The organism is Sulfitobacter sp. 1A15299 (genome assembly GCF_043556915.1).
Taxonomy (GTDB): Bacteria; Pseudomonadota; Alphaproteobacteria; order Rhodobacterales; family Rhodobacteraceae; genus Sulfitobacter.
In genome coordinates this window covers 512,549-533,852 of sequence record NZ_JBIFFJ010000001.1, presented here as the reverse complement: position 1 = coordinate 533,852, position 21,304 = coordinate 512,549, and the positions used below count along the sequence as shown (strand labels likewise).

Annotated in this window: 24 protein-coding genes and 1 pseudogene; 14 read left to right on the top strand and 11 right to left on the bottom strand. The window is 65.1% G+C overall.

The features are described 5' to 3' along the window. Positions 1-2 precede the first annotated feature (2 nt). Positions 3-1,025, top strand: a complete 1,023-nt coding sequence (locus tag ACGYK7_RS02605) for an aspartate-semialdehyde dehydrogenase (RefSeq protein ID WP_394398711.1) — start codon at positions 3-5, stop codon at positions 1,023-1,025. 72 nt (positions 1,026-1,097) lie between these two features. Here ACGYK7_RS02605 and ACGYK7_RS02600 read toward each other — a convergent pair whose 3' ends face one another. Beyond that, on the bottom strand, positions 1,098-1,748 hold the full coding sequence (locus ACGYK7_RS02600; RefSeq protein ID WP_394398709.1) for a carbonic anhydrase: 651 nt from the start codon (positions 1,746-1,748) through the stop codon (positions 1,098-1,100). Positions 1,749-1,902: 154 nt separating this feature from the next. On the opposite strand from ACGYK7_RS02600, the gene ACGYK7_RS02595 reads away from it, so the two are divergent. The 3 genes from ACGYK7_RS02595 to ACGYK7_RS02585 all read left to right on the top strand — a co-directional run bounded on the left by ACGYK7_RS02595 (position 1,903) and on the right by ACGYK7_RS02585 (position 4,505). Further along, positions 1,903-2,280, top strand: coding sequence for a hypothetical protein (locus ACGYK7_RS02595; RefSeq protein WP_394398707.1), 378 nt, complete (start codon positions 1,903-1,905; stop codon positions 2,278-2,280). A gap of 63 nt (positions 2,281-2,343) precedes the next feature. After that, on the top strand, positions 2,344-3,726 hold the full coding sequence (locus ACGYK7_RS02590) for a leucyl aminopeptidase family protein (RefSeq protein ID WP_394398705.1): 1,383 nt from the start codon (positions 2,344-2,346) through the stop codon (positions 3,724-3,726). Next, positions 3,723-4,505, top strand: a complete 783-nt coding sequence (locus ACGYK7_RS02585; RefSeq protein WP_394398703.1) for an NlpC/P60 family protein — start codon at positions 3,723-3,725, stop codon at positions 4,503-4,505. Before ACGYK7_RS02590 ends, ACGYK7_RS02585 begins: the two co-directional genes overlap by 4 nt. On the opposite strand, the gene ACGYK7_RS02580 is transcribed toward ACGYK7_RS02585, so the two are convergent. Further along, positions 4,502-4,849: a DUF2794 domain-containing protein gene (locus tag ACGYK7_RS02580; protein ID WP_209218493.1), complete on the bottom strand. Its 348-nt coding sequence runs from the start codon at positions 4,847-4,849 to the stop codon at positions 4,502-4,504. The two genes, ACGYK7_RS02585 and ACGYK7_RS02580, sit on opposite strands and share 4 nt — an antisense overlap. Positions 4,850-4,979: 130 nt before the next feature. On the opposite strand from ACGYK7_RS02580, the gene paaI reads away from it, so the two are divergent. Both paaI and paaK read left to right on the top strand, forming a co-directional pair. Beyond that, positions 4,980-5,417, top strand: a complete 438-nt coding sequence (gene paaI / locus ACGYK7_RS02575) for a hydroxyphenylacetyl-CoA thioesterase PaaI (RefSeq protein WP_394398701.1) — start codon at positions 4,980-4,982, stop codon at positions 5,415-5,417. Further along, positions 5,417-6,727, top strand: coding sequence for a phenylacetate--CoA ligase PaaK (gene paaK / locus ACGYK7_RS02570; protein WP_394398699.1), 1,311 nt, complete (start codon positions 5,417-5,419; stop codon positions 6,725-6,727). The genes paaI and paaK overlap by 1 nt, the downstream gene beginning before the upstream one ends. Before the next feature lie 9 nt (positions 6,728-6,736). On the opposite strand, the gene ACGYK7_RS02565 is transcribed toward paaK, so the two are convergent. Next, a complete protein-coding gene (locus ACGYK7_RS02565; protein ID WP_394398697.1) occupies positions 6,737-7,153 on the bottom strand; it encodes an I78 family peptidase inhibitor in 417 nt (138 codons plus the stop codon). A 291-nt stretch (positions 7,154-7,444) separates the two neighbouring features. Here ACGYK7_RS02565 and ACGYK7_RS02560 point away from each other — a divergent pair, with 291 nt between their 5' ends. The 5 genes from ACGYK7_RS02560 to ACGYK7_RS02540 are packed head-to-tail and all read left to right on the top strand — an operon-like array spanning position 7,445 to position 11,256. Then, positions 7,445-8,374 (top strand): AEC family transporter, encoded by a 930-nt coding sequence (locus ACGYK7_RS02560; RefSeq protein ID WP_394398696.1) that lies wholly within the window; start codon positions 7,445-7,447, stop codon positions 8,372-8,374. A 28-nt stretch (positions 8,375-8,402) separates the two neighbouring features. After that, entirely contained in the window at positions 8,403-9,236 is an 834-nt protein-coding gene (fghA, locus tag ACGYK7_RS02555; protein ID WP_394398694.1) for an S-formylglutathione hydrolase, read from the top strand. Positions 9,237-9,239: 3 nt separating this feature from the next. Beyond that, positions 9,240-9,692 (top strand): YaiI/YqxD family protein, encoded by a 453-nt coding sequence (locus ACGYK7_RS02550; RefSeq protein ID WP_394398692.1) that lies wholly within the window; start codon positions 9,240-9,242, stop codon positions 9,690-9,692. Positions 9,693-9,724: 32 nt separating this feature from the next. Beyond that, positions 9,725-10,345, top strand: coding sequence for an HAD family hydrolase (locus ACGYK7_RS02545; protein ID WP_394398690.1), 621 nt, complete (start codon positions 9,725-9,727; stop codon positions 10,343-10,345). Further along, a complete protein-coding gene (locus ACGYK7_RS02540) occupies positions 10,342-11,256 on the top strand; it encodes an ornithine cyclodeaminase family protein (RefSeq protein ID WP_394398688.1) in 915 nt (304 codons plus the stop codon). The genes ACGYK7_RS02545 and ACGYK7_RS02540 overlap by 4 nt, the downstream gene beginning before the upstream one ends. Here the strand turns inward: ACGYK7_RS02540 and ACGYK7_RS02535 are convergent. Further along, the gene (locus ACGYK7_RS02535; RefSeq protein WP_394398686.1) at positions 11,253-12,494 is read right to left on the bottom strand and encodes an MFS transporter; all 1,242 of its coding nucleotides are present in this window, start codon (positions 12,492-12,494) and stop codon (positions 11,253-11,255) included. The two genes, ACGYK7_RS02540 and ACGYK7_RS02535, sit on opposite strands and share 4 nt — an antisense overlap. Before the next feature lie 123 nt (positions 12,495-12,617). Here ACGYK7_RS02535 and ACGYK7_RS02530 point away from each other — a divergent pair, with 123 nt between their 5' ends. Beyond that, positions 12,618-13,049 (top strand): Lrp/AsnC family transcriptional regulator, encoded by a 432-nt coding sequence (locus ACGYK7_RS02530; protein ID WP_067262523.1) that lies wholly within the window; start codon positions 12,618-12,620, stop codon positions 13,047-13,049. A gap of 1 nt (position 13,050) precedes the next feature. Here the strand turns inward: ACGYK7_RS02530 and ACGYK7_RS02525 are convergent, their stop codons facing one another. From ACGYK7_RS02525 to ACGYK7_RS02510, 4 genes are read right to left on the bottom strand one after another with little or no spacing between them, the layout of a single operon-like run. Then, positions 13,051-14,004, bottom strand: coding sequence for an OmpA family protein (locus ACGYK7_RS02525; RefSeq protein ID WP_394398684.1), 954 nt, complete (start codon positions 14,002-14,004; stop codon positions 13,051-13,053). Further along, complete coding sequence (locus ACGYK7_RS02520) at positions 14,001-14,570, bottom strand: peroxidase-related enzyme (RefSeq protein ID WP_394398682.1); 570 nt, start codon at positions 14,568-14,570, stop codon at positions 14,001-14,003. The genes ACGYK7_RS02525 and ACGYK7_RS02520 overlap by 4 nt, the downstream gene beginning before the upstream one ends. Before the next feature lie 11 nt (positions 14,571-14,581). Continuing rightward, positions 14,582-15,298, bottom strand: coding sequence for a GNAT family N-acetyltransferase (locus ACGYK7_RS02515; protein ID WP_394398680.1), 717 nt, complete (start codon positions 15,296-15,298; stop codon positions 14,582-14,584). Beyond that, the gene (locus ACGYK7_RS02510; RefSeq protein WP_394398678.1) at positions 15,295-16,014 is read right to left on the bottom strand and encodes a competence/damage-inducible protein A; all 720 of its coding nucleotides are present in this window, start codon (positions 16,012-16,014) and stop codon (positions 15,295-15,297) included. The genes ACGYK7_RS02515 and ACGYK7_RS02510 overlap by 4 nt, the downstream gene beginning before the upstream one ends. Before the next feature lie 47 nt (positions 16,015-16,061). On the opposite strand from ACGYK7_RS02510, the pseudogene sfsA reads away from it, so the two are divergent. Both sfsA and map read left to right on the top strand, forming a co-directional pair. Then, a pseudogene (gene sfsA / locus ACGYK7_RS02505) lies at positions 16,062-16,770 on the top strand (DNA/RNA nuclease SfsA). Between the two features lie 51 nt (positions 16,771-16,821). Beyond that, positions 16,822-17,652, top strand: a complete 831-nt coding sequence (gene map, locus ACGYK7_RS02500) for a type I methionyl aminopeptidase (RefSeq protein WP_271688803.1) — start codon at positions 16,822-16,824, stop codon at positions 17,650-17,652. 28 nt (positions 17,653-17,680) lie between these two features. On the opposite strand, the gene ACGYK7_RS02495 is transcribed toward map, so the two are convergent. The 3 genes from ACGYK7_RS02495 to ACGYK7_RS02485 are packed head-to-tail and all read right to left on the bottom strand — an operon-like array spanning position 17,681 to position 21,284. Continuing rightward, on the bottom strand, positions 17,681-18,757 hold the full coding sequence (locus tag ACGYK7_RS02495) for a DUF1513 domain-containing protein (protein ID WP_394398676.1): 1,077 nt from the start codon (positions 18,755-18,757) through the stop codon (positions 17,681-17,683). After that, entirely contained in the window at positions 18,757-19,743 is a 987-nt protein-coding gene (locus ACGYK7_RS02490; RefSeq protein ID WP_394398674.1) for an imelysin family protein, read from the bottom strand. Before ACGYK7_RS02490 ends, ACGYK7_RS02495 begins: the two co-directional genes overlap by 1 nt. Continuing rightward, positions 19,743-21,284, bottom strand: a complete 1,542-nt coding sequence (locus tag ACGYK7_RS02485) for a di-heme oxidoredictase family protein (protein ID WP_394398672.1) — start codon at positions 21,282-21,284, stop codon at positions 19,743-19,745. The genes ACGYK7_RS02490 and ACGYK7_RS02485 overlap by 1 nt, the downstream gene beginning before the upstream one ends. Positions 21,285-21,304: the final 20 nt, after the last annotated feature.

Here is a 21,304-nt window from a genome sequence, read left to right as displayed (position 1 = left end):
AAATGGGTTATCGCGTCGCCGTCGTCGGTGCCACAGGCAATGTGGGCCGTGAAATGTTGAACATCCTTGCGGAGCGTCAGTTCCCCGTGGACGAGATCGTGGCCCTTGCCAGCCGCCGTTCGCTCGGGACCGAGATCACCTTCGGGGACAAGACCCTCAAGACCAAAGACCTCGACACTTTCGATTTCGCCGGCTGGGACATGGCGCTTTTCGCCGTGGGCTCTGAAGCGACCAAGAAATACGCGCCCGCCGCGGCCAAAGCGGGCTGCGTGGTGATCGATAACTCTTCGCTCTACCGCTACGACAACGAAGTGCCGCTGATCGTGCCGGAGGTGAACCCCGAAGACGTGCACGGCTATTCCAAGAAGAACATCATCGCCAACCCCAACTGCTCCACCGCGCAGATGGTCGTGGCGCTGAAGCCGCTGCATGACCGCGCCAAGATCAAGCGCGTCGTGGTCAGCACCTACCAGTCGGTTTCCGGCTCGGGCAAAGAGGCGATCGACGAACTTTGGGACCAGACCAAATCGGTCTACAACCCGACCGACAATTACGAGGCCAAGGTCTACCCCAAGCAGATCGCCTTCAACGTGATTCCGCATATCGATGTCTTCCTCGAAGACGGTTCGACCAAGGAAGAATGGAAGATGGTCGCCGAGACCAAGAAGATCGTCGATCCGTCGATCAAGGTCACCGCGACCTGCGTGCGCGTGCCGGTCTTCGTGGGCCATGCGGAATCGATCAACATCGAATTCGAAGACCACCTTGATGAGGCCGAAGCCCGCGACATCCTGCGCGAAGCGCCCGGCATCATGGTGATCGACAAGCGCGAAGACGGCGGCTACGTCACGCCCGTCGAATGCGTCGGCGATTTCGCCACCTTCATCAGCCGCATCCGTCAGGACAGCACCATCGACAACGGCATCAATCTGTGGTGCGTCAGCGACAACCTGCGCAAGGGTGCCGCCCTGAACGCCGTGCAGATCGCCGAACTGCTGGGCCGCGAAGTGCTGAAAAAGGGCTGAGGTTCAGCCTTAGCATAGAAATAGGAAAGGGGGCCAATCGGCCCCCTTTTTCGTTCTACGACTTATCGACGGTCAGACCGGTTCGAACGCGCGCAACTCGGGCAAGTAATGCTCCAACCCGCCCTCGCCGATGTCGGTCCACAGACCGTGCAACGACAACTCGTCCTTCTCGACCGCCTCTTTCAGCCATGGGAAGGTCATCAGGTTTTCCAGCGAGGTGACAACGGCGAGCTTCTCGAGCTGACGCTCCTGCTCGCGCTTGTCCTTGATGCTGGACACGGAATCGAAGGTCGGGCGCAGGATGTCCATCCAGCGGCCCACGAAACTGTCTTTCTTCTCAAGTTCCGGCGCCTCGCCCCGGCACATGGCGGCACAGCCCGCCACACCGCCGCAGCTGGAATGGCCCAGCACGATCACATGCGCGACCTTCAGCGCCGTCACCGCATATTCGATCGCCGCCGAGGTGCCGTGCTGGTTGCCGTCGGGCTGGTAGGGCGGCACGAGGTTGGCGATGTTGCGGTGAATAAAGAACTCGCCCTGATCGGCCCCGAAGATCGAGGTCACATGCACCCGGCTGTCGCAGCAGGAAATCACCATGGCGCGCGGATGCTGTCCTTCGGAAGCAAGGCGGCGATACCACGACTGGTTTTCGGCATAGCCGGTCGCCTTCCACCCCTGATAGCGTTGCAACAGATACGACGGCAGAGCCTTGGCCTTGTCCATGTGTAAACGTCCCCTAATGCGTGATGCGGTTTTAGCGCAGATAGCGCAAATGCCATACGAATTCGAGAGAAAAGGAACAATCATCGCAACCCTTTGCACACCTTCATGCGCCATATTGCCCCAAGGCCGTGGGGGCGATCGAAGGATGACAGGAATGCAACTTATGCAAATTCGCCCGACCGAACAGGTCTGCGTCGATCAAGAGCGGCTGGAGCTGCTCTATACACAACTGGGTGAGGTGGGGGCCGAAGATGTCCTGTGCCGCGCGATGGAGGAATTGGCCCTGCGCCTGTCCCATTGCAAAAGGTTACATGAGGGCCAAGACCGCGCCGGGCTGCGCAAAAGCGTGCACCGTCTGATCGCCATCGCCGATCAAATCGGCATGGCGCTCGTGGCCCGGGTGGCGGCGGATGTGGTGGTCTGTATCGACGCCGGGGATGACATCGCCACGGCGGCCACGCTGTCGCGCCTGATCCGCAGCGGCGAACGGTCCTTGACCGCGATATGGGACTTGCCCGAGATCACGATCTGATCGCTTGCGGGTGGCGATGGAAAAGGTAGGCTGCGCGCAAATCCAGATTTGCAAAGGTTTGTCATGTCCGCCGAATTCGCCGCCCCCTCCGCCAATGCCCTGCCGCTTCATGTCTTGAGCGAGGCCGCGCTTGAAGGCTGGCTTGTCGATCAGCCCGGCGCGGTGCAGGCATGGGTGAGGGCCAGCGGCTTTGCCGGCGGCCTTGGGCAAGCGCTTGTGGTGCCGGGGGCCGAGGGCGCGCCGGTGATGGCACTCGCGGGCTACGGGTCCGAAGCCGCCCGCCGCCGGGGCCGCTTCCACCTCGCCGCCGCTGCGGCCAAGCTCCCTGCCGGGGACTACCGGATCGCAAGCGGCCTGCCCGACGATCAGGCGGCGACAGAAGCGCTCGGCTGGCTGCTGGCGGGCTACCGTTTCGACCGCTACCGCGACCAGACCCCGATGACCGCCCGTCTCGTCGCGCCCGAGGGGGTCGACGCCAATCAGATCACCGCACTGGCCACGGGCGAGATGCTGACCCGCGACCTGATCAACACCCCCGCCTCCGACATGGGGCCGCCCGACCTCGAAGCCGCCGCGCGCGAATTGGCCGAGCAACATGGCGCAAAGATCGAGGTGACCACCGGCGATGCGCTGCTGGAAAACAACCTGCCGATGATCCACACCGTGGGCCGCGCCGCCGACCGCGCGCCGCGCCTGATCGACATGGCATGGGGCGAGGCGGGGCCAAAGCTGACGCTGGTGGGCAAGGGCGTTTGTTTCGACACCGGCGGGCTGAACCTGAAGCCCGGCGCGTCGATGGCGCTGATGAAAAAGGACATGGGCGGGGCCGCCGCCGTGCTGGGGCTGGCGCATATGATCATGGCCACCGGCATGAAGGTGCGGCTGCGCGTGCTGATCCCGGCGGTGGAGAACTCCGTCTCGGGCAATGCCTTCCGGCCCGGTGACATCCTGACTTCGCGCAAGGGGCTGACGGTTGAAATCAACAACACCGATGCCGAAGGGCGTTTGGTGCTGGCCGATGCGCTGGCGCTGGCGGATGAGGACAAACCCGATCAAATCATCTCGATGGCCACGCTGACCGGGGCCGCGCGGGTGGCCGTGGGGCCGGACCTTGCGCCCTATTACAGTAATGACGCTGCCTTCGTCTCGGCCTTGGAAAGCGCCGCTGCCGGGTCTGCTGATCCGGTCTGGCGGATGCCTTTCCACGACGCCTACGAGGCGCTGATCGAACCCGGCATCGCCGACCTCGACAACGCGCCCAAGGGCGGCTTTGCCGGGTCGATCACCGCCGCGCTCTTCCTCCGCCGCTTTGTGACCGACAGCAAATACGCGCATTTCGACATCTACGGCTGGCAACCCGCCGACGCCCCCGCCCGCCCGAAAGGCGGCACCGGCCAAGGCACCCGCGCGATCTATGCCGCCCTGCCCGCCTTGCTGAAACCATGAGCGATCCGCGCCTCACCCCGGACCCGGCGCTGGCGACCCAGAACCGCCCCGCGCAGGTGGCGGTGCCGGTGGCCGACCTCTGCCGCCGCCCCGAGGGGCCGCGCGACCGGCAGCTGCTATTCGGCGAGCAGGTTCGCGTGCTGCATGAGGCGTCAAGCTGGGCCTATGTGCAGGCCGAGAAGGATGGCTATTGCGGCCATGTTCTGCAAAGCACCCTTGGCACAGCGCGCAAGGCCACCCATCGCGTTTGCGTGCCTGCCACCCATGCCTATCGCGACGCCGATCTGAAATCGCCGGACCTGCTCAGCCTCAGCTACGGCTCGCCCGTCACGGTCACGGCAGAGATGAAAGGTTTCGCCGAAACCCCGCAGGGGCACATCCCACTGGGCCATCTTGCCCCCCTCGATCGGCGAGAGGCCGACCCCGCGCAGATCGCTGCGCTGTTTCTCGGCACGCCCTATCTCTGGGGCGGAAATAGCCGTTGGGGGATCGATTGTTCGGGCCTAATGCAGGCCGCGCTTCTGGCCTGCGGCATCCCCTGCCCCGGTGACAGCGACCAGCAGGAAAAGACCGTGGGCACCCTCGTCAGCGGCGCCTATCAGCGCAATGATCTGTTGTTCTGGAAAGGCCATGTGGCAATGGTGGTGGATGGCGAGACGATGATCCACGCCAATGCCCATGCCATGGCCGTGAGCTATGAAAACATCGCCGAGGCCATCGCCCGGATCGAGGCGGGCGGGGACGGCCCGGTGACGGCACATCGCCGCCCCGGCCTTTAGTCCACCGCGCGGATCAGCTTGCGCTCCAACACGCGCAGCACGGCCTTCAGGTCATGGCCCCGGCGCAGCACCTGCCCGCCGGTGCCCACCACCGCATACATCCCCTGCCGGTTGCGCAGCTTGGGCCGCTTTTCGATCCGGTAAAGCGGTATCTCAGCCGTGCGGCGAAAGACGGAAAAGACGGCCACGTCCTTGAGGTGCGAAATCCCGTAATCCCGCCACTCCCCCGCGGCGACCATACGCCCGTAGAGCGATAGGATCAGCGACAGTTCGGTGCGGTGGAAAGCGACCTGTTCGGCAGGGCGCTCGAAAGCCGTGATCGGCGATGGGGGCTCTATGCTCATGACTTTACAGTTGACCCTGACGGGGGCCAAATCAAGCCCTGAGATGGCCGAAAGCGGCGCTCAAAATTTCTTGAAAGCGTTACAGAATTGTGCAACCAATCTGAAAAATGAAACACAAAGGCATGATGGTATGACCCCAGACGCCCGCGCCCGCAAATGTGCCGAGGTGATGTTCGCCCGAGATTCCGCCTCGGCCGGATTGGGCATGCGGATCGACGAGGTCACCCCCGGCGGCGCGGTTTTGTCGATGTCGGTGCGCCCGGAGATGCTGAACGGGCATGGGATTTGTCACGGCGGTTTCATCTTCACGCTGGCCGACAGCGCCTTTGCTTTTGCTTGCAACAGCTACAACCAGACCACTGTCGCCCAGCAGAACCAGATCACCTATCTCAGCCCCGGCCAGCCGGAGGAGCGGCTGACCGCCACCGCCCGCGAAGTGTCGCGCAGCGGTCGGTCGGGCATCTATGATGTGACCGTCACGGGCGAGGATGACCGTGTCGTGGCCCTGTTTCGCGGGCTCTCCCGCAGCATCAAGGGCCAGCTATTTACCGAGGAGGAGCCGACCTGATGAAAGACCTGACCCCCGCGAAGGATACGCTCGACCCGATTGAGATCGCCAGCCGGGACGAGATCAGCGCCCTGCAATTGGACCGTCTGAAATGGTCCCTGCGCCATGCCTATGACAATGTGCCCTTCTACAAGCAAAGCTTTGACGATGCGGGTGTGCATCCCGATGATCTGAAACAGCTTTCCGATCTTTCGCGCTTTCCCTTCACGGTAAAGACCGACCTGCGTGACAATTACCCCTTTGGCATGTTCGCCGTGCCGCGCGATCAGGTGGCGCGCATTCACGCGTCCTCCGGCACCACCGGGCAGCCGACCGTGGTGGGCTATACCAAGGACGATCTGGCGAACTGGGGGCACGTCGTCGCCCGCTCCCTGCGCGCGGCGGGGATGCGCCCGGGCGACATGCTGCACAACGCCTATGGCTATGGGCTGTTCACCGGCGGCTTGGGCATCCACCTCGGCGCTGATGCGCTTGGCCTGTCGACCGTGCCGATCTCGGGCGGGATGACCCCGCGCCAAGTGCGCCTGATCGAAGATTTCGCCCCCAAGGGCATCACCGTCACCCCGTCCTACGCGCTGTCGATCTTGGATGAGTTTGCCAAACAGGGCATCGACCCGCGCCAATCCTCGCTCGAAGTTGGTATCTTCGGGGCCGAGCCTTGGACCAACGCCATGCGGCAGGAGATCGAGCAGGCTTTCGACATGCATGCGGTCGATATCTACGGCCTCAGCGAAGTCATGGGGCCGGGTGTCTCGATGGAATGCGTAGAGAGCAAGGACGGGCTGCACATCTGGGAAGATCACTTCTACCCCGAGATCATCAACCCCGAGACTGGCGCCCCGGTCGAGGATGGCGAAATGGGGGAGTTGGTCTTCACCTCGCTCACGAAACAAGCCTTCCCGATCATCCGCTACCGCACCCGCGACCTCACCCGCCTCTTGGCAGGCACCGCGCGGTCCATGCGGCGGATGGAGAAGGTGACCGGGCGCAGCGACGACATGATCATCCTGCGCGGTGTCAATGTCTTCCCCACCCAGATCGAAGAGGCGCTGATGGCCACGCCGGGCTTGGCCCCGCATTTCCAGATCGAACTCTCGCGTCCCGACCGGATGGATCAGATGCGCGTGCTGTGCGAATGCGCTGACGCCAGCGTGACCACCGATGCCCGGGCCGCCGCGATCAAAGCGCTCTCGGCACAGATCAAACAGACCGTCGGCATTTCGGTCACGGTCGAAGTCATGGACGTGGGCGGCGTCGCCCGGTCAGAGGGCAAAGCCGTACGCATTCTCGACAACCGCCCCAAGGGCTAGGGAACGCCCCTAGCCGCAGGTGACCTTGGCAATTTTGCCTTCCGCGTCCAAGACAATGTTGGTGCGGTCGGGGTTGGCGTCCATCGTCACCGGATCACCCTCGGTATAGATGCGCTTGGGCTCGGATACGATGCTCGCCGCCGATTTCGGGCGACCGATCAGCCCCCACCAACTGCCCTCTTTGCAGGTGTTGGTCGGCGGCTCGGCGGCGGCGAGTTCTTCTTGCCCCTCGTCCTCAGAGGGGCTGGAGCTGTTGTTCACCGCATTCACAACCGATTCCGGCAGCGGTTTGGGCTTGGCCGGCGGGCTGCTGCGCGTTTCCGACTGCGCCGGGGCCGATGGCTCGGCTGCGGGGGGTGGTGGTGCGGGCGTGGTCGCCACAGGCGCAGGGGCCGGGATCGGGTTCTGCACCGGCGCTGTCGACACTTCAGCGCATCCGGCCAACACTAGGGGTGCCAAGAAAACTACTCTCATATTCCAAACCTCGTTCTTCGCGTGGCGTCCATCCCGCAACAGGTAGCATTCTGTACCGCTCCGCCAAGGGCCGGGGGCTTTGCGTTTGCCGGAACCTGCCGATGAGACTCCTTTAACGGCGCGAGCGCAGCGCCGCCGAGGCGGCCGCAACCGCCTAAGCGAACGCGGGGTGCCGATCGGTTCGGCCAAGGCCCACGCCCTTGGCCATTGCACCCCAAGGGCGGGCTGGCTAATGCTTGACCCATGGTCGCGATCTTCCTGCAAACCCTGCCGTTCTTTGCGCTGATCGGCCTTGGCTACTGGGCCGGGCGCACACGGTTTTTCTCTGCCGAAGCGACGGCCTATCTCACCAAATTCGTCTTCTACTTCGCCCTTTCGGCAATGCTGTTCCGCTTTTCCGCCAATCTGTCCTTGGCCGAGGTTTGGGACAGCCGCCTTGTCGCCGCCTACCTCTGGGGGACGGCCTTCGTCTATGCCATCGCCAGCCTCGTGGGTTTTTTGCGCGGGCTCGATGTGGCCACCAACGGGATCGAGGCGCAATGCGCCGTGATCGGCAACACCGGCTTTCTGGGCGTGCCGATGCTGACGCTGCTCTTGGGGCCAGAGGCGATCGGCCCCGTGCTGCTGGCGCTGACCGTCGACATGATCATCTTTTCCAGCCTCATCGTGATCCTGATTACCGGCTCCCGCGAGGGGCAATTGCGGCTGGCGACGCTTAAGATCGTTGGGATCGGCTTGCTGAAAAACCCGATGATCGTCGCCATCACGCTGGGGTTCCTCTGGTCCGGCTTCGGCATCCCGATCCCGGTGCCGTTGAACGAATTTCTGGCCATCCTCGGCGGCGCTGCCACCCCCGGCGCGCTGTTCGCCATCGGCGCCTCGCTGGCCTCAAAATCCGCCGAACGGATCGAGATCGCGGGCTGGCTGACTTTCTGCAAACTGGTGCTGCACCCGCTCTTCGTGGCCTTTGGTGCACTACTTCTCTTCGGCGTCGACCCATACAAAGCCGGGGTTATCATCGCCACCGCCTCTCTTCCGGTCGCGGGCAATGTCTATATGCTCGCCCAACACTACGGCGTCGCCCCTCAGCGGGTCTCTGCCGCCATTCTCGTTTCAACCACGGTCAGTATCGTGACCGTCAGCCTTGTCGTAGGCTGGGTCTCGGCCCTGTGACACACTCAAGTTCGAAAGGAACGCTGCCATGAAAACCATCTCGGAAAACGCCTGTTTCGGTGGCACGCAGGGGGTCTACTCCCACGCCTCCGACACCTGCGGCTGCGACATGACATTCGGCCTGTTTCTCCCCGCCGAGGCGCAGGACGGCCCCGTTCCAGTGCTGTGGTACCTTTCGGGCCTGACCTGCACCCATGAGAACGCCATGACCAAGGCGGGCGCGCAGGCTTGGGCTGCCGAACACGGGATCGCATTGGTCTTCCCCGACACCTCCCCGCGAGGTGAAGATGTGGCCGATGACGATGCTTACGACCTTGGCAAAGGGGCGGGGTTCTATGTGAACGCGACCCAAGACCCTTGGGCGGCGCACTACCAGATGTGGGATTATCTGGCCGAGGAGCTGCCCGCCCTGCTGGCCGAGAATTTCGCCCTCGATATGGAGCGTCAAGGCATCACCGGCCATTCCATGGGCGGGCACGGCGCGCTGACGTTGGCGATGAACCTGCCGGGGCATTTCCTTTCGGTCTCGGCCTTCGCGCCGATCACCCATCCGACGGCGAGCGATTGGGGCAAAAAGCAACTCAGCGCCTACCTCGGGCCCGACGAGAGCACATGGCAAAAACACGACAGCACGCTCCTGATGCGCGAGAAAGGCTTCGACGGGCCGGTGCTGATCGACCAGGGCGGCAGCGACCAGTTCCTCGACCTCCTGATGCCCGAAAAACTGGCCGAGGCCATGGCGGCGAAACGCCAGCAGGGCAGCTTCCGCATGCAGCCGGGCTATGACCACAGCTATTTCTTCGTGGCGAGCTTCATGGAGGACCATGTCGCCTTCCATGCCGACGCGCTCTACGCGGGCTGAGCCGTGACCGCGCTCTACATCGACGCCGACGCCTGCCCCGTGAAGGCCGAGGCCGAGCGGGTGGCGACCCGCCACAGGATCAAAATGTTCCTCGTCTCCAACGGCGGGCTGCGCCTGTCGCAGAACCCGCTGGTCGAGGTCGTGATCGTGCCCGACGGGCCGGACGTGGCCGACATGTGGATCGCCGAGCGCTGCGGGCCGGGCGACGTGGTGGTGACCGGGGACATCCCGTTGGCCTCGAAATGCGTCGAGGCGGGGGCGAGGGTGCTGAAACACAACGGCGAGGCGCTGACCGCGCGCAACATCGGCAACGTGCTGGCGACCCGCGACCTGATGGCCGACCTGCGCGCCGCCGACCCCTTCCGCCAAGGCGGCGGCAAGGGGTTTACAAAGGCCGACCGCTCCCGTTTCCTCGAAGCATTGGAGCGGGAACTGCGCGCGGCGGCGCGGGGGTAGGCCCGTGTTAAGCAATTGGTAGGGCAAGTGATATGACACCACAGGCGGTCGTTTTCGACATCGGCAACGTATTGATCGAATGGCAACCGGAGCGGTTTTACGACAGCGTCATCGGCCAAGATCGACGCCGCGCCATGTTCGACGCCGTGGAGCTGCACGGCATGAACGACCGCGTCGACAGCGGCGAAAACTTCCGCGACACGATCTATGCCATGGCCGAGGCGACACCCGAATGGGGCGATGAAATCCGCCTCTGGCACGACCGCTGGATCGAGATGGCGGCCCCGGTGATCGACCATTCGCTGCGGCTGATGACGGCGCTTCAGGCGCGCGGCGTGCCGGTCTTCTCGCTCACCAACTTCGGCATTCAAAGCTATGATCTGGCCGCGACCCACTACCCTTTCCTGCGCGAATTCGACCGTGATTTCATTTCCGGCCACCTCGGCATGATCAAACCCGCGCCCTCGATCTACGAGGCCGTGGAGCAGGGCAGCGGCCTGCCGCCGGAGGCGCTACTCTTCACCGATGACCGCGCCGACAATATCGCCGCCGCCGCCGCGCGGGGCTGGCAAACCCATCATTTCACCGGGCCGCAGGGCTGGGCCGACCGTCTCGTCGCCGCAGGGCTGCTGACCCGGGAGGAGGCCGCATGACCGATATCCCGAACATCTCCTTCGATGCGGGCGAGGCGCTTCTGGACTGGATCGCGCTCACCGACGCGCTGGCCGCGGGGCATAACCTCCCGAAGGCCGAGATCGGGGACACTTTCCTCTACCGCGGCAAGGACACGCTCTTGAGCCGGTCGGCATGGATCGACGGGCTGGGCATCGCGGTGAAATCCGCCACGATTTTCCCCGGCAACCCCGACCGCGAAGTGCCGATGGTCAACGGCGGCGTCTCGCTTTTCGATGATGTGACAGGCACGCTCTCCGCCATCGTAGACTTCCACCTCGTCACCAAGTGGAAAACCGCGGGCGACAGCCTCTTGGCCGCGCGCCGCCTCGCCCGTCCGGACAGTGAGAACATCCTGATCGTCGGCGCGGGCACCCAAGGCCGGGCGCTGCACGCCGCCTATTCCGCCGCCTTCCCGCAGGCGCGCTTCACGGTTTGGAACCGCACCGCGAAGAACGCCGAGGCGATGGCCGCAGAATGCAAGATCAACGTGGCGACCGATCTGGAGCAGGCGGTGCGCGCCGCCGATATCGTCACCTCCGCCACCATGTCGACCGACCCGATGATCAAGGGCGATTGGTTGCAACCCGGCCAGCACGTCGATCTCATTGGCGCCTACCGCCCCGACATGCGCGAGGTCGACGACAAGGCGCTCCAGCGTGCCCGCGTTTTCGTCGACAGTTTCGACACCACCGTCGGCCATATCGGCGAAATTAAGTTCCCGCTGGAAAGCGGCGCGATCTCACGCGATCACCTCCTGGCGGATTACTACGACCTCGCCGCCTTCACCCGGCAAAGCGATGACGAAATCACCCTTTTCAAGAACGGCGGCGGCGCGCATCTGGACCTGATGACCGCCAACCACATCCTCCAACGCTGGTGCGCGCGTTAAGCGGTCACCAGCCCCTCAAGCCGTTTCTCGCGGATTGGCAGGTGTACCACAGCGCTGAACGCCCCCACGGCCACGCCGACCCACCAGACCCCGGTGTAGCTGCCGTAGATGTCATACATTCGCCCGCCCAGCCAAACGCCGAGGAAACTGCCCAACTGGTGGCTGAAGAACACGATGCCGTAGAGCGTGCCCATGTAGCGCAGCCCGTAGATATGCGCGACGAGGCCGGAGGTCAGTGGCACGGTGGCCAGCCAGAGCGCGCCCATGCCCACCGAGAACAGGATCACCGTCATCGGCGTGATCGGGAACATGATGAAGGCGGCGGCGATCACCGTGCGCCCGACATAGATCCCCGCCAGCAGGTATTTCTTGGAATAGCGTTTGCCCGCCCAGCCCGCCAGCAGCGTGCCCGCGATATTGGCCAGACCAATGAGCGAGATCGCCACCGCCCCGAGCGCCGAGGTGGTGGTGATGCCGATGTTGTGCAGCACGCCGCCCGCGAGGATCGGGCCGCACATCTCGGTCACGAAGGCGGGGAAATGCGCGGTGATGAAGGCCAACTGGTAGCCGCATGAGAAGAACCCGAGGAAGATCAGCGTATAGGAGGGGTCGCGGAACGCCTTGCCGAGGATCTGGCCCATCGACTCCTCAAGCTCAGCCCGGCTCGCCATCGCCGGCGCGCGCATCATCGGCAGCGTGAGCAGCATCAACAGGATCACGCCCGCGAAACTCACGAAGGTCATCTGCCATGACATGAACCCCAGCATCCATTCCGCCACCGGCGCGCCGAAGACTTGGCCCGCACTGCCCGCCGCCGTGGCAATCGCCAGCGCCATCGAGCGGTTCTCGTCCGAGGCCGCGCGCCCGACCACGGCAAGGATCACGCCGAAACCTGTCCCCGCGATGCCGAAGCCCACGAGCCAAGCGTAGGTCTGGTGTTCGATCGGCGTCGCGGAATTGGCCGATAAGAGCAGTCCGACCGCATAGACCACCGCCCCGATGATAATCGCCTTGCGGTCGCCAATCTTCTCGGCCAGCGCGCCAAAAATCGGCTGCCCAATGCCCCAAGCGAGGTTTTGAATCGCGATGGCGAGGGAGAACTCGCTGCGCGCCCATGCGAATTCCTCGGCAATCGGGATCTGGAACACGCCGAAGGAGGCGCGCACGGCGAAGCTGACCATGATGATGATACATCCGACCATCAGGACCGGGGTGAACAGGGGCGCGCGGCTTTGCATGGAAGTGTTCCTTTCCGCGGCAGATTATGGGTTTCCCCGGCGTCGTCAATCGCACATCTCCAAAGACTGGCCAGCCCGCCCGCGCTGCCGTAAACATGGCCCCGTGCAAAAGACGGGAAGCTGATGGACGAGATCGACAACAAGATCATCGCGGAACTGCGCCGCGACGCGCGGATGTCCTATTCCGCGCTGGCCGCCACCACCGGCCTGTCGCGGGTCACGGTGCGGGCGCGGGTGGAACGTCTGGTCAGCTCGGGCGCGATTTTGGGCTTCACGCTGATCCTGAAGGAAGACATGCGTCATAGCCCGATCCGGGGCCATACGCTCTTGGCCATCGAAGGGGCGGGCACCGACCGGATCAAACGCATTCTTGCGGGCATGCCCGCGGTGCAGGCGATCCATGCGACCAATGGCAAATGGGATTTGATCGTCGAGACTGGGACAGAGACCGTCGAAGAACTCGACAGTGTGTTGGGCCAAATCCGCCGGATTCAGGGGGTAAGCTCAAGCGAGACGAACCTGCTGCTGGCCACTCAGATGACAGTCACCACCTAGGCTATTGCACCGAGAGGACGACCACCTCGACCCGCCGATTCTGTTCGCGCCCCGCTTCGGTCAGGTTGCTGTCACGCGGCGCGAGATAGCCCGCGCCCTGCGCCTCCAGCCGGTTGGGGGCCACGTCATAGCGCTCAACCAGCCGATCCCGCACCGCCTCTGCCCGCCTGCGCGACAGGGCGGTATTGGCCTCCAAACTGCCCACCGCATCGGTATGACCGACCAGCGCCACGCGCAGGCCCGGCTCGGCCTTGAGCAATTCGGCCAGCCGCGCGAGGGTCGCAAAGGGGCCGGGGCCAAGCGCGGAGGTGCCGGTCTCGAACTCCAACCGGTTGAGCACCAGATGCCCCTCGGCCTTGAGCACCGCTGCGAAATCCTCCGTGGCGGTGGCAAGGGGCACCGCGCCGGTCGGGGCGGGCGTGACGGGGGGGCTGTCGCCCTCCGGCGCATCGCCGCTGCGGGCTTGGATGATCTGCACATAGGCCGAGGTCGCCGCCGTGCTGGCAAGGATGCTGATCGCCTCGGTCGGTGTGCCATCCTCATCTCGCCGCAGGGCGGTGATGAAGTGGAAGGCGCGCAGGTTCACATACATGTTCGGCCCCGGCAGCACCTCTATCGTAAAGCGGAAATCGAACCCACCGCAGTCCCGCGCGGCGCAGTCGAGCACGATGTCAAAGCCCGCCTCTTCAAGCTGCCGCCGCAGCGGGCGCATCACCTGCAAGGCGGTCAGCCCCGGCGTGTCCATCCGCCAAGCGGCGCGGCGCACGTCGCCATCGACATGGACCCGCGCCACCTGCCCCTCGGCATAAACGCCCACGGGCGCGGCGTAGCGGTCCGGCGCGGTGTTGCGTTCCGCCGTCAGACGCGCGGTGCTGGGCAGCGCCAGTTCAAGCGCCGCCGCCGGGGCCGCCAGCAGCACCCCGACCAGAGCCGCCGCGACGCGCGCCCAGATCATCGCGCCTGCGCGTGGTAATCGTCGTTCGGGCGCATGTCGGTGGCGCTGGCCACCCGGTTGGTCATGTTAAAGAAACCCGCCACGCTGGCGATGTCGAAAATGTCACGGTCGGTGAAGCCTGCATCGCGCAGCGCCTGACGGTCGGCCTCCTCGACCTTGGCGCTGGCCTCGGTCAGTTTGACGGCGAAATCCAACATGGCGCGTTGTTTGGGGCTGATCTTGGCAACCCGGTAGTTCATCACCAGCGCCTCGCCCAACTGCGGATCGCCCGACAGTTCACGCACCGCCGCGCCATGAGCGACGAGGCAGTAGTAGCATTTGTTGACCGAAGACACCGCCACGGCGATCATCTCACGCTCAAGCTTGCTGAGCGCGCTGTCGCCCAGCATCAGATCGTTATACATGCCGGTGAAGGCGTTCAGCTTGTCGATGTCAAAGGCATAGGCGCGCAGCACATTGGGCACCATCCCGAGCTTTTCCTGACAGACGTCGAAATACTTCTGCGTCGCCTCGGGCAGCGGATCGACCATCGGCAGATCAAGGGCGGTGGGCATGTCGTTGGCCATGGTCTTATCCTTCACTCGGTGCTTTGACGGTAATGATAGTGCCCGACCGGTGCAAAGCCCAGCTTGGCATAGAGCGCCTGCGCACGGGTATTGGTATCGACGCAGAGCACCGATAGCCGCCTGGCCCCCTGCGCCTGCCCCCAATGGGCAGCGGCCCGCATCAGCCAAGTCGCCACGCCTTGGCGCTGTTGATGGGGCAGCACCTCGACCGCGTGAACCATGCAGATATCATTGTGCACCCCGGCAAAGGCCACGCCCGCCGGTTTCTCGTTCCAGCGGGCAAGGATGCCGGTCTTGGTTGCGGCACGGTCCATCACGGCAAGGCGGGCAGGGCCGACCTCTCCGGCGGCCCAGACCTCGGCCATGATCGCCAGCGGCTCCCAAATGCAAAAGGCGGTGACCGGGGGCATCGGAATATCGGTGAGGCGGGTGATCGGCAGGCTCAGCACCGTGACCGGATCGACCACGTCGTACCCCCGCGCGGCCAGGAGCGCGTCGAGGTCATCTTCCCCCGCGCGCACCATGAACAGCGGGCGCTGGTCCATCTCGCGCATCGCCGCTTCGGCGGTTGGAATGTCGGCGGCGGTTATCGCCCCGCGCGCCGTCGCCGCCGAGACGCGTTTGCCGCCGCCCTGCCCTTCGCGCAGGGTCCAGGGGCCGTGCTCGACGCGCCGCGCAGCGGGCCATGTCGCGTCGCCCGCGTCGAAAAACGCCTGCGCCTCGTTCATGCGAAGGCGGCCTTGAGCTTGGTCATCGCGGCTTCGACCATCCCCGGATCGCTGCCCCGGATCACCACATGCGCGCCAAAGACGCCGTCCTTTTGAAACGGATAGCTGCCCATCGACAAATGCGGATATTCCTCGGCCAGCGCCCCCAGCGGCCCGGCGATATCGCCCTCGCCCCGGTCGATGCGCAGCGTCTCACTGATCAGGGGCTGGCCGCCTGTCAGCCCCGGCAAGACACTGGCGACCATGGCCTGAAACACCGCAGGCACCCCGGCCATGACATGCACGTTTTCGACGATGAACCCCGGCGCGGCAGAAACCGGGTTCTCGATCAGCGTGGCGCCTTCGGGGATGCGCGCCATGCGCAGGCGCGCCGCGTTCATCTCGGTGCCTGCGCGGGCGTAGTGTTCGGCCAAAATCTCGCGCGCATCTGCGCGCACGTCGATGTCGCGGTTGAAGGCGGCGGCGATGCAATCGGCGGTGATGTCGTCATGGGTCGGCCCGATCCCGCCTGAGGTAAATACATGGCTATAGGCCGAAGACAGCGCCTGCACGGCGGCGATGATCGCCCCGTGATCGTCCGAGACCACGCGCACTTCGCGCAGGTCGATCCCCACCTTCGTCAACTCCCCCGCAAGGTGATGCATATTGCTGTCACGGGTCCGGCCCGAGAGGATTTCGTCGCCGATCACGATCATCGCGGCGGTGGGGTTTGACATGGGGCGGCTCCTTGAGGATGGCGTCCCTTCGGTATAGGCCGCGCCCCATGCGCTTTCAAACCCAACTTGTCCCCGCCCGGCTGATCCGCCGCTACAAACGCTTTTTGGCCGATTGCAGGTTGGAGGAGACGGGCGAAGAGGTCGTGGCCCATTGCGCCAACCCCGGCTCGATGATGGGCCTCGCCGACCCCGGCAGCCGCATCTGGCTGGAGCCGAACGACGATCCGAAGAAAAAGCTGAACTACGGCTGGCGCTTGGTCGACCATGAGAACGGCCATTTCACCGGCGTCGACACCGCCCTGCCCAACCGCGCGATGAAGGCGGCGCTGATCGCAGGTGAGGTCGCCCCCCCTCGCCGCCTATACCGAGGTGCGGCCCGAGGTGAAATACGGCGAAAACTCCCGCATCGACTTCCTGCTCAGCGGCGATGGGCTGCCCGATGCCTATGTCGAGGTGAAATCCGTCACCCTGTCCCGCGAAACCGGGCTGGTGGAGTTTCCCGACAGCGTGACCGCCCGCGGGGCGAAACATCTGGGCGAACTGGCGCGGATGGCTGAGGCCGGGCACCGCGCCGTGCTGCTCTATCTGGTGCAGCGCACCGATTCCACGCAGATGCGCCTCGCCGCAGATATCGACCCGACCTATGCCGCCGCCTCCCATGCCGCGCGGGCGGCGGGGCTGGAAATCTACGCCATCGCCACCCATATCACGCCCCAAGCCGTCACACTGGCGCAACCGATCCCCTTCGCGGGCTGAGCCGCTCTGGCCCTCGCCCGAAAGCCACGTTAAGTAGGAGCGAACACAAGCATGGAGAGAGCGGTGAACAACGCACACCGAGGCCGCCAGACGCGCGACGGCATTCGCATTTACGAGCCTTCCGATCACGCCGGGATGCAGGCAGCGGGCCGTCTTGCCGCCACCATCCTCGACGAGATCGCAGAGCATGTCTTCCCCGGCCAAACCACCGGTGAATTGGACCGCCTGATCGAAGAGAAGGTCAACGCCGCCGGGGCGAAATCCGCCACCATCGGCTACAAGGGCTACAAACACGCCAGCTGCATCTCGGTGAACCATGTGGTCTGCCACGGGATTCCCAGCGACAAGAAGCTGAAAGACGGTGACATCCTGAACATCGACGTGACCGTCATCGTCGATGGCTGGTTCGGCGACACAAGCCGCATGTATGTGGCGGGCAAGCTCTCGCGCAAGGCCGAGCGGCTGATCAACGTGACCCACGACAGCCTGATGCGCGGGATCGAAGCTGTGAAGCCGGGCAACACCTTTGGCGACATTGGCCATGCGATCCAGACATTTGTCGAAGGCCACCGCATGTCGGTCGTGACCGACTTTTGCGGGCACGGTCTGGGGCAGGTCTTTCACGCGCCACCCAACGTGCTGCACTACGGCCGCCCCGGCACCGGTGCTGTGCTTGAGCCGGGCATGTTCTTCACCATCGAGCCGATGGTGAACCTTGGCCGGGCCGAGACCAAGACCCTCGCCGACGATTGGACCGCCGTCACCCGCGACAAATCCCTCTCGGCACAGTTTGAACATTCGGTCGGCGTGACCGAAGACGGGGTGGAGATCTTCACCCTCTCGCCCGGTGGTTTGTTCCACCCGACCTACAAGACTGACTAAATGTGGCGGGGGCAGCGCCCCCGCCCGCCTATGCGTCGATGGCAACCAAATGGTTGTCCCACGCCCGTTTGGCCGTGGTCAGCCGCGACAGCGTCGCCTCTTGCAGCGACAGGATACCGCCCAGCCCATCCGTAGCCACAAAGCCGCCCCGGCCCGGTGCCAGCCCGCAGACATCGGCGCGGCGATGGCTGGCGAGGAATGCACCCTTGTTGTCAAAGACATGCAGCCGCCCGCCGCGCGGTGACGTGATCCCGACCGCCCCGCCATCCGCCGCGAATGCCACGCTGCCCGCGTAGCCCTGCATCGCGATTTGCTCGGCCAGATCGGCCTCGGCCAAGATCGGGTCTTCCCCGCGCCGGTGCACCCCCAGCAGCGGCACGCCGTCGCCCGGCTCCCCCTGCCATTGCATCGCAAAAGCAACCTGCCCATCTGGCGCCAAGGCCAGATGCCGGATCGAATTCTTGTGCAGATCAGCGGGCAGCGAAACCTGCTCCAACACCTCACCCGAAAGGCTGACATAAGACAGATTGGGCCGCATGACGTCGATGTTCAACTTCTCCCGCCCGCTGTCGGGATGGGTGCGGATGCCGCCATTGGCCACCACCAGCACATCCTCGGACCAGCGGCGGATTTCATGGGGCCCGACGCCGCCCGAGGCGATCTCTCCGACCCGGGCATAGCCCTTGGCGCGGGACCACAGGCCAATGCGCCCTTCGCCGCTGTCGATGTCATTTTCGCTGGTGGCGAGGATGGCCCCGCCCTGCAAAAATGCCCCATGCCCGTAGAAATGCCGCCCCTCCGGCGCATCGAGCCTGTGGGCCACACGGCCCTTCTCGCAGTCGATCACCAGCGCGAAACGTCCCGGACGGCGGGCAAAAGCGACCGCCTCGGGCGCGGTGGGATGGGCGGCAGCGGCATGGCCCCGGTCGGGCAGCGGGATGCGGAAAATGTCGTGGCCGGTCCCGTCCAATCCGAAAAGCGCATAGGCCCCCGAAGGGTCACGCGCGGCGGCAAGGTAGACGGGGCTTCCCGCGGCGGCCCAGCCCATCGCGGACAGGCTCGACGCGGCGGCGAGACCGGCAAGGAAATGGCGGCGCGAGGGCATCAATCGCCATCCGCCGAATTGAACCCGACCGAGACGCCAAGCGCCGGGGCGATCTCTGCCCCCACCGCCTCGGAAATGGCGCGCACATCGTTTTGCAGCGCTTCGACCCGGATACGGCTGATCGGATCGGCCACCCCGGCGAAAACGGGGTCTTCCAATGCACGCGCGGCGCTCAATGCGCGATCGAATGCGGCGTCGGTCTTGGGGGTGGGCGCATCCGACAGCGTGCCGGCCAGACCCTGCAATGCTTCGAGCGACAGGACCACATTGCGCAGGCTGCGGCCCGAACGGCGCGCCTCGGCCACCTGTGGTTTGGGGGCGTCGAACCGGCCCATCGGGCGACCCAGACGTTGGTCGGCCACGAACGCCAACCCGGTGGCGAGGGCGGTGTAAAGCGCCTGAGACGCTTCGCGCGGGCTGAGGAAACGGTCATTGCCCGCCTCCCCCGCGCTGCGGAGCGTGGCAGCGAAATCCTCACGCCAAGCGGTGTCGACCGCGCGCCCCAGTTCCGCCAGATCTGCTGCCATGGCGCGGGCCAGTGCGCAGCTATAGCTGTCTGCCCCGTAGCCCGCGAAGTCATCGTCATATAGCAGCCGTTCCAGCGCAAAGAGCCCCCGCGCGGCGATGGAAACTTCGGCGTAATCACCGCTTGTCGCGATCGGGTCTTCTTCGGCCACCATCCGCGCCACGCTGCGCCCCACCATGCCGCGCGTATCGGGCCAAAAGGCGATGGCCAGCCCGCGCCCGTCTTCCTCTAGCGGGCCAAGGGTCAGATGCGCGATGCCGAGCCATGCGTCGAAAGCCTGCTGATAGGCCGGGCGCAGGGCGGCATCGGTGCAATCCGCCTGCGCCGCCGTATCAAGCGCCGCCGTGGCCGAGGCGAAACGGGCGGTGCCGGGCAGCGCGTGGTCTTGGATCACCTCCTCCACCCCGGCAAGGGCGGGGGCGGCGGTCAGAAGGAAGGTGGCGGTTAGCAGGCTGCGCATCAGAGGCTCTCCAAATAGCGGATCAGGGCGTCACGGTCGGCTTTGGGCATGTCGACGACGGCATCACGGGCGGGCTGGGCTTCGCCGCCGTGCCAGAGCACCGCTTCGAGCAGCGACCGCGCCCGCCCATCGTGCAGGAATTGGGTATGCCCGTTGACCTGCTCGGTCAAGCCGATGCCCCAGAGCGGCGCGGTGCGCCATTCGCGCCCATTCGCGCGGCCCTCGGGGCGGTTGTCGGCCAGCCCTTCGCCCATGTCATGCAGCAAAAGGTCGGTCATCGGCCAGATCAGCTGGAAGCTCTGCTCGGGCTGGCCCTCCAACCGTTCGGTCACGAATTTCGGCTGGTGGCAAGCGGTGCAGCCGACCTCATGGAACACCGCCTTGCCGCGCAGCACCTCAGGCGCGCCGACATCGCGGCGCGCGGGCACGGCAAGGTTGCGGCTGTAGAAGGTCACCAGATCCAGCCCCTCGGCGTCGATCTCGGTGCCACGGTCGTCACCATCCCCATGGGGTGCCGCGCGGCAGGCGGTCTGCTCCGCCGTGCAATCGCCCCATGCCGCGTCGAAGATGGGGGAGGAAATGCCAATGTCGCCTGCAAAGGCGCTGGCGGATTGTTCGCGGATCGTCGGCGCCCCGGCTTTCCAGCCGAAACGGCCCAGCATCGGGCGCGCGTGCTCAAAGGACCAGACGATCTGCGCCCGGCCCGAAATGCCGTCGCCATCGGCGTCATCCGGGTCGGCCAGCGCCAAGATATCCGCCGCGGGGATCGCCTCCAACAGGCCCAAGCCGATCATCGGCGGGGCGACGCGGGGGCTGAGCATCGCACCCTCGGCCAAGGGGCCATAGCCGAGGTCTTTGGCGCTGTAGGTCGGGCGGCGCAGGTTTGCTGTCTCCCCCTCCGACAGGGCGACTTCCACCTCTTCATAACGCACGCCGAGACGGTACTCCGCCGGATGTCCCGCCACCCCGAAATCCTGCAATTGCCCGCCATAGACCGGATCGGGCCGCGTGCGCGGGGTCTCATCGCCCACCGAAAGCAGGAAGGCCTCGATCTCGCTCATTGCCTCTTCGGGGGGCGTGGGGACCGAAATGCGCAGGAACATCGACACCGCGTCATCTTCTGCCCCCTCGGGCGGATGGCCGCGCCCGTCTTTCAGGTGGCAGCGCTGGCAGGAACGCGCGTTGAAGAGCGGCCCCAGCCCGTCAGAGGCCAGCGTCGACGAGGGCGAAGAGACCCACAGTTTTTTGAACAGCCCGTTGCCGACCTTGAAGTCCAACTCCCGCTCAAAGGGGATATTGCCCGAAGGCAGCGAAAAAGCATCGGCATTGCCGCGCGGGGTGACTGTGGCGGCCCCCGCCGGGTTCGTCTCAAAAGGTTCGGGCCTGTCGAAATCGGTCGCCGGCGCGGTGACCTTGGCGATCCGGGCGGCCTCTTCCGCGGTGCGGGGGATCACCTTCAGATGCGGTTCCTCCAAGGCTTGCGGGGCGGCGACGGCCATGCTCGCGGCGGCCACCGTGAGCATCGGAATGAGGAATCGCATGGGGAATGCCTTGGATAAGC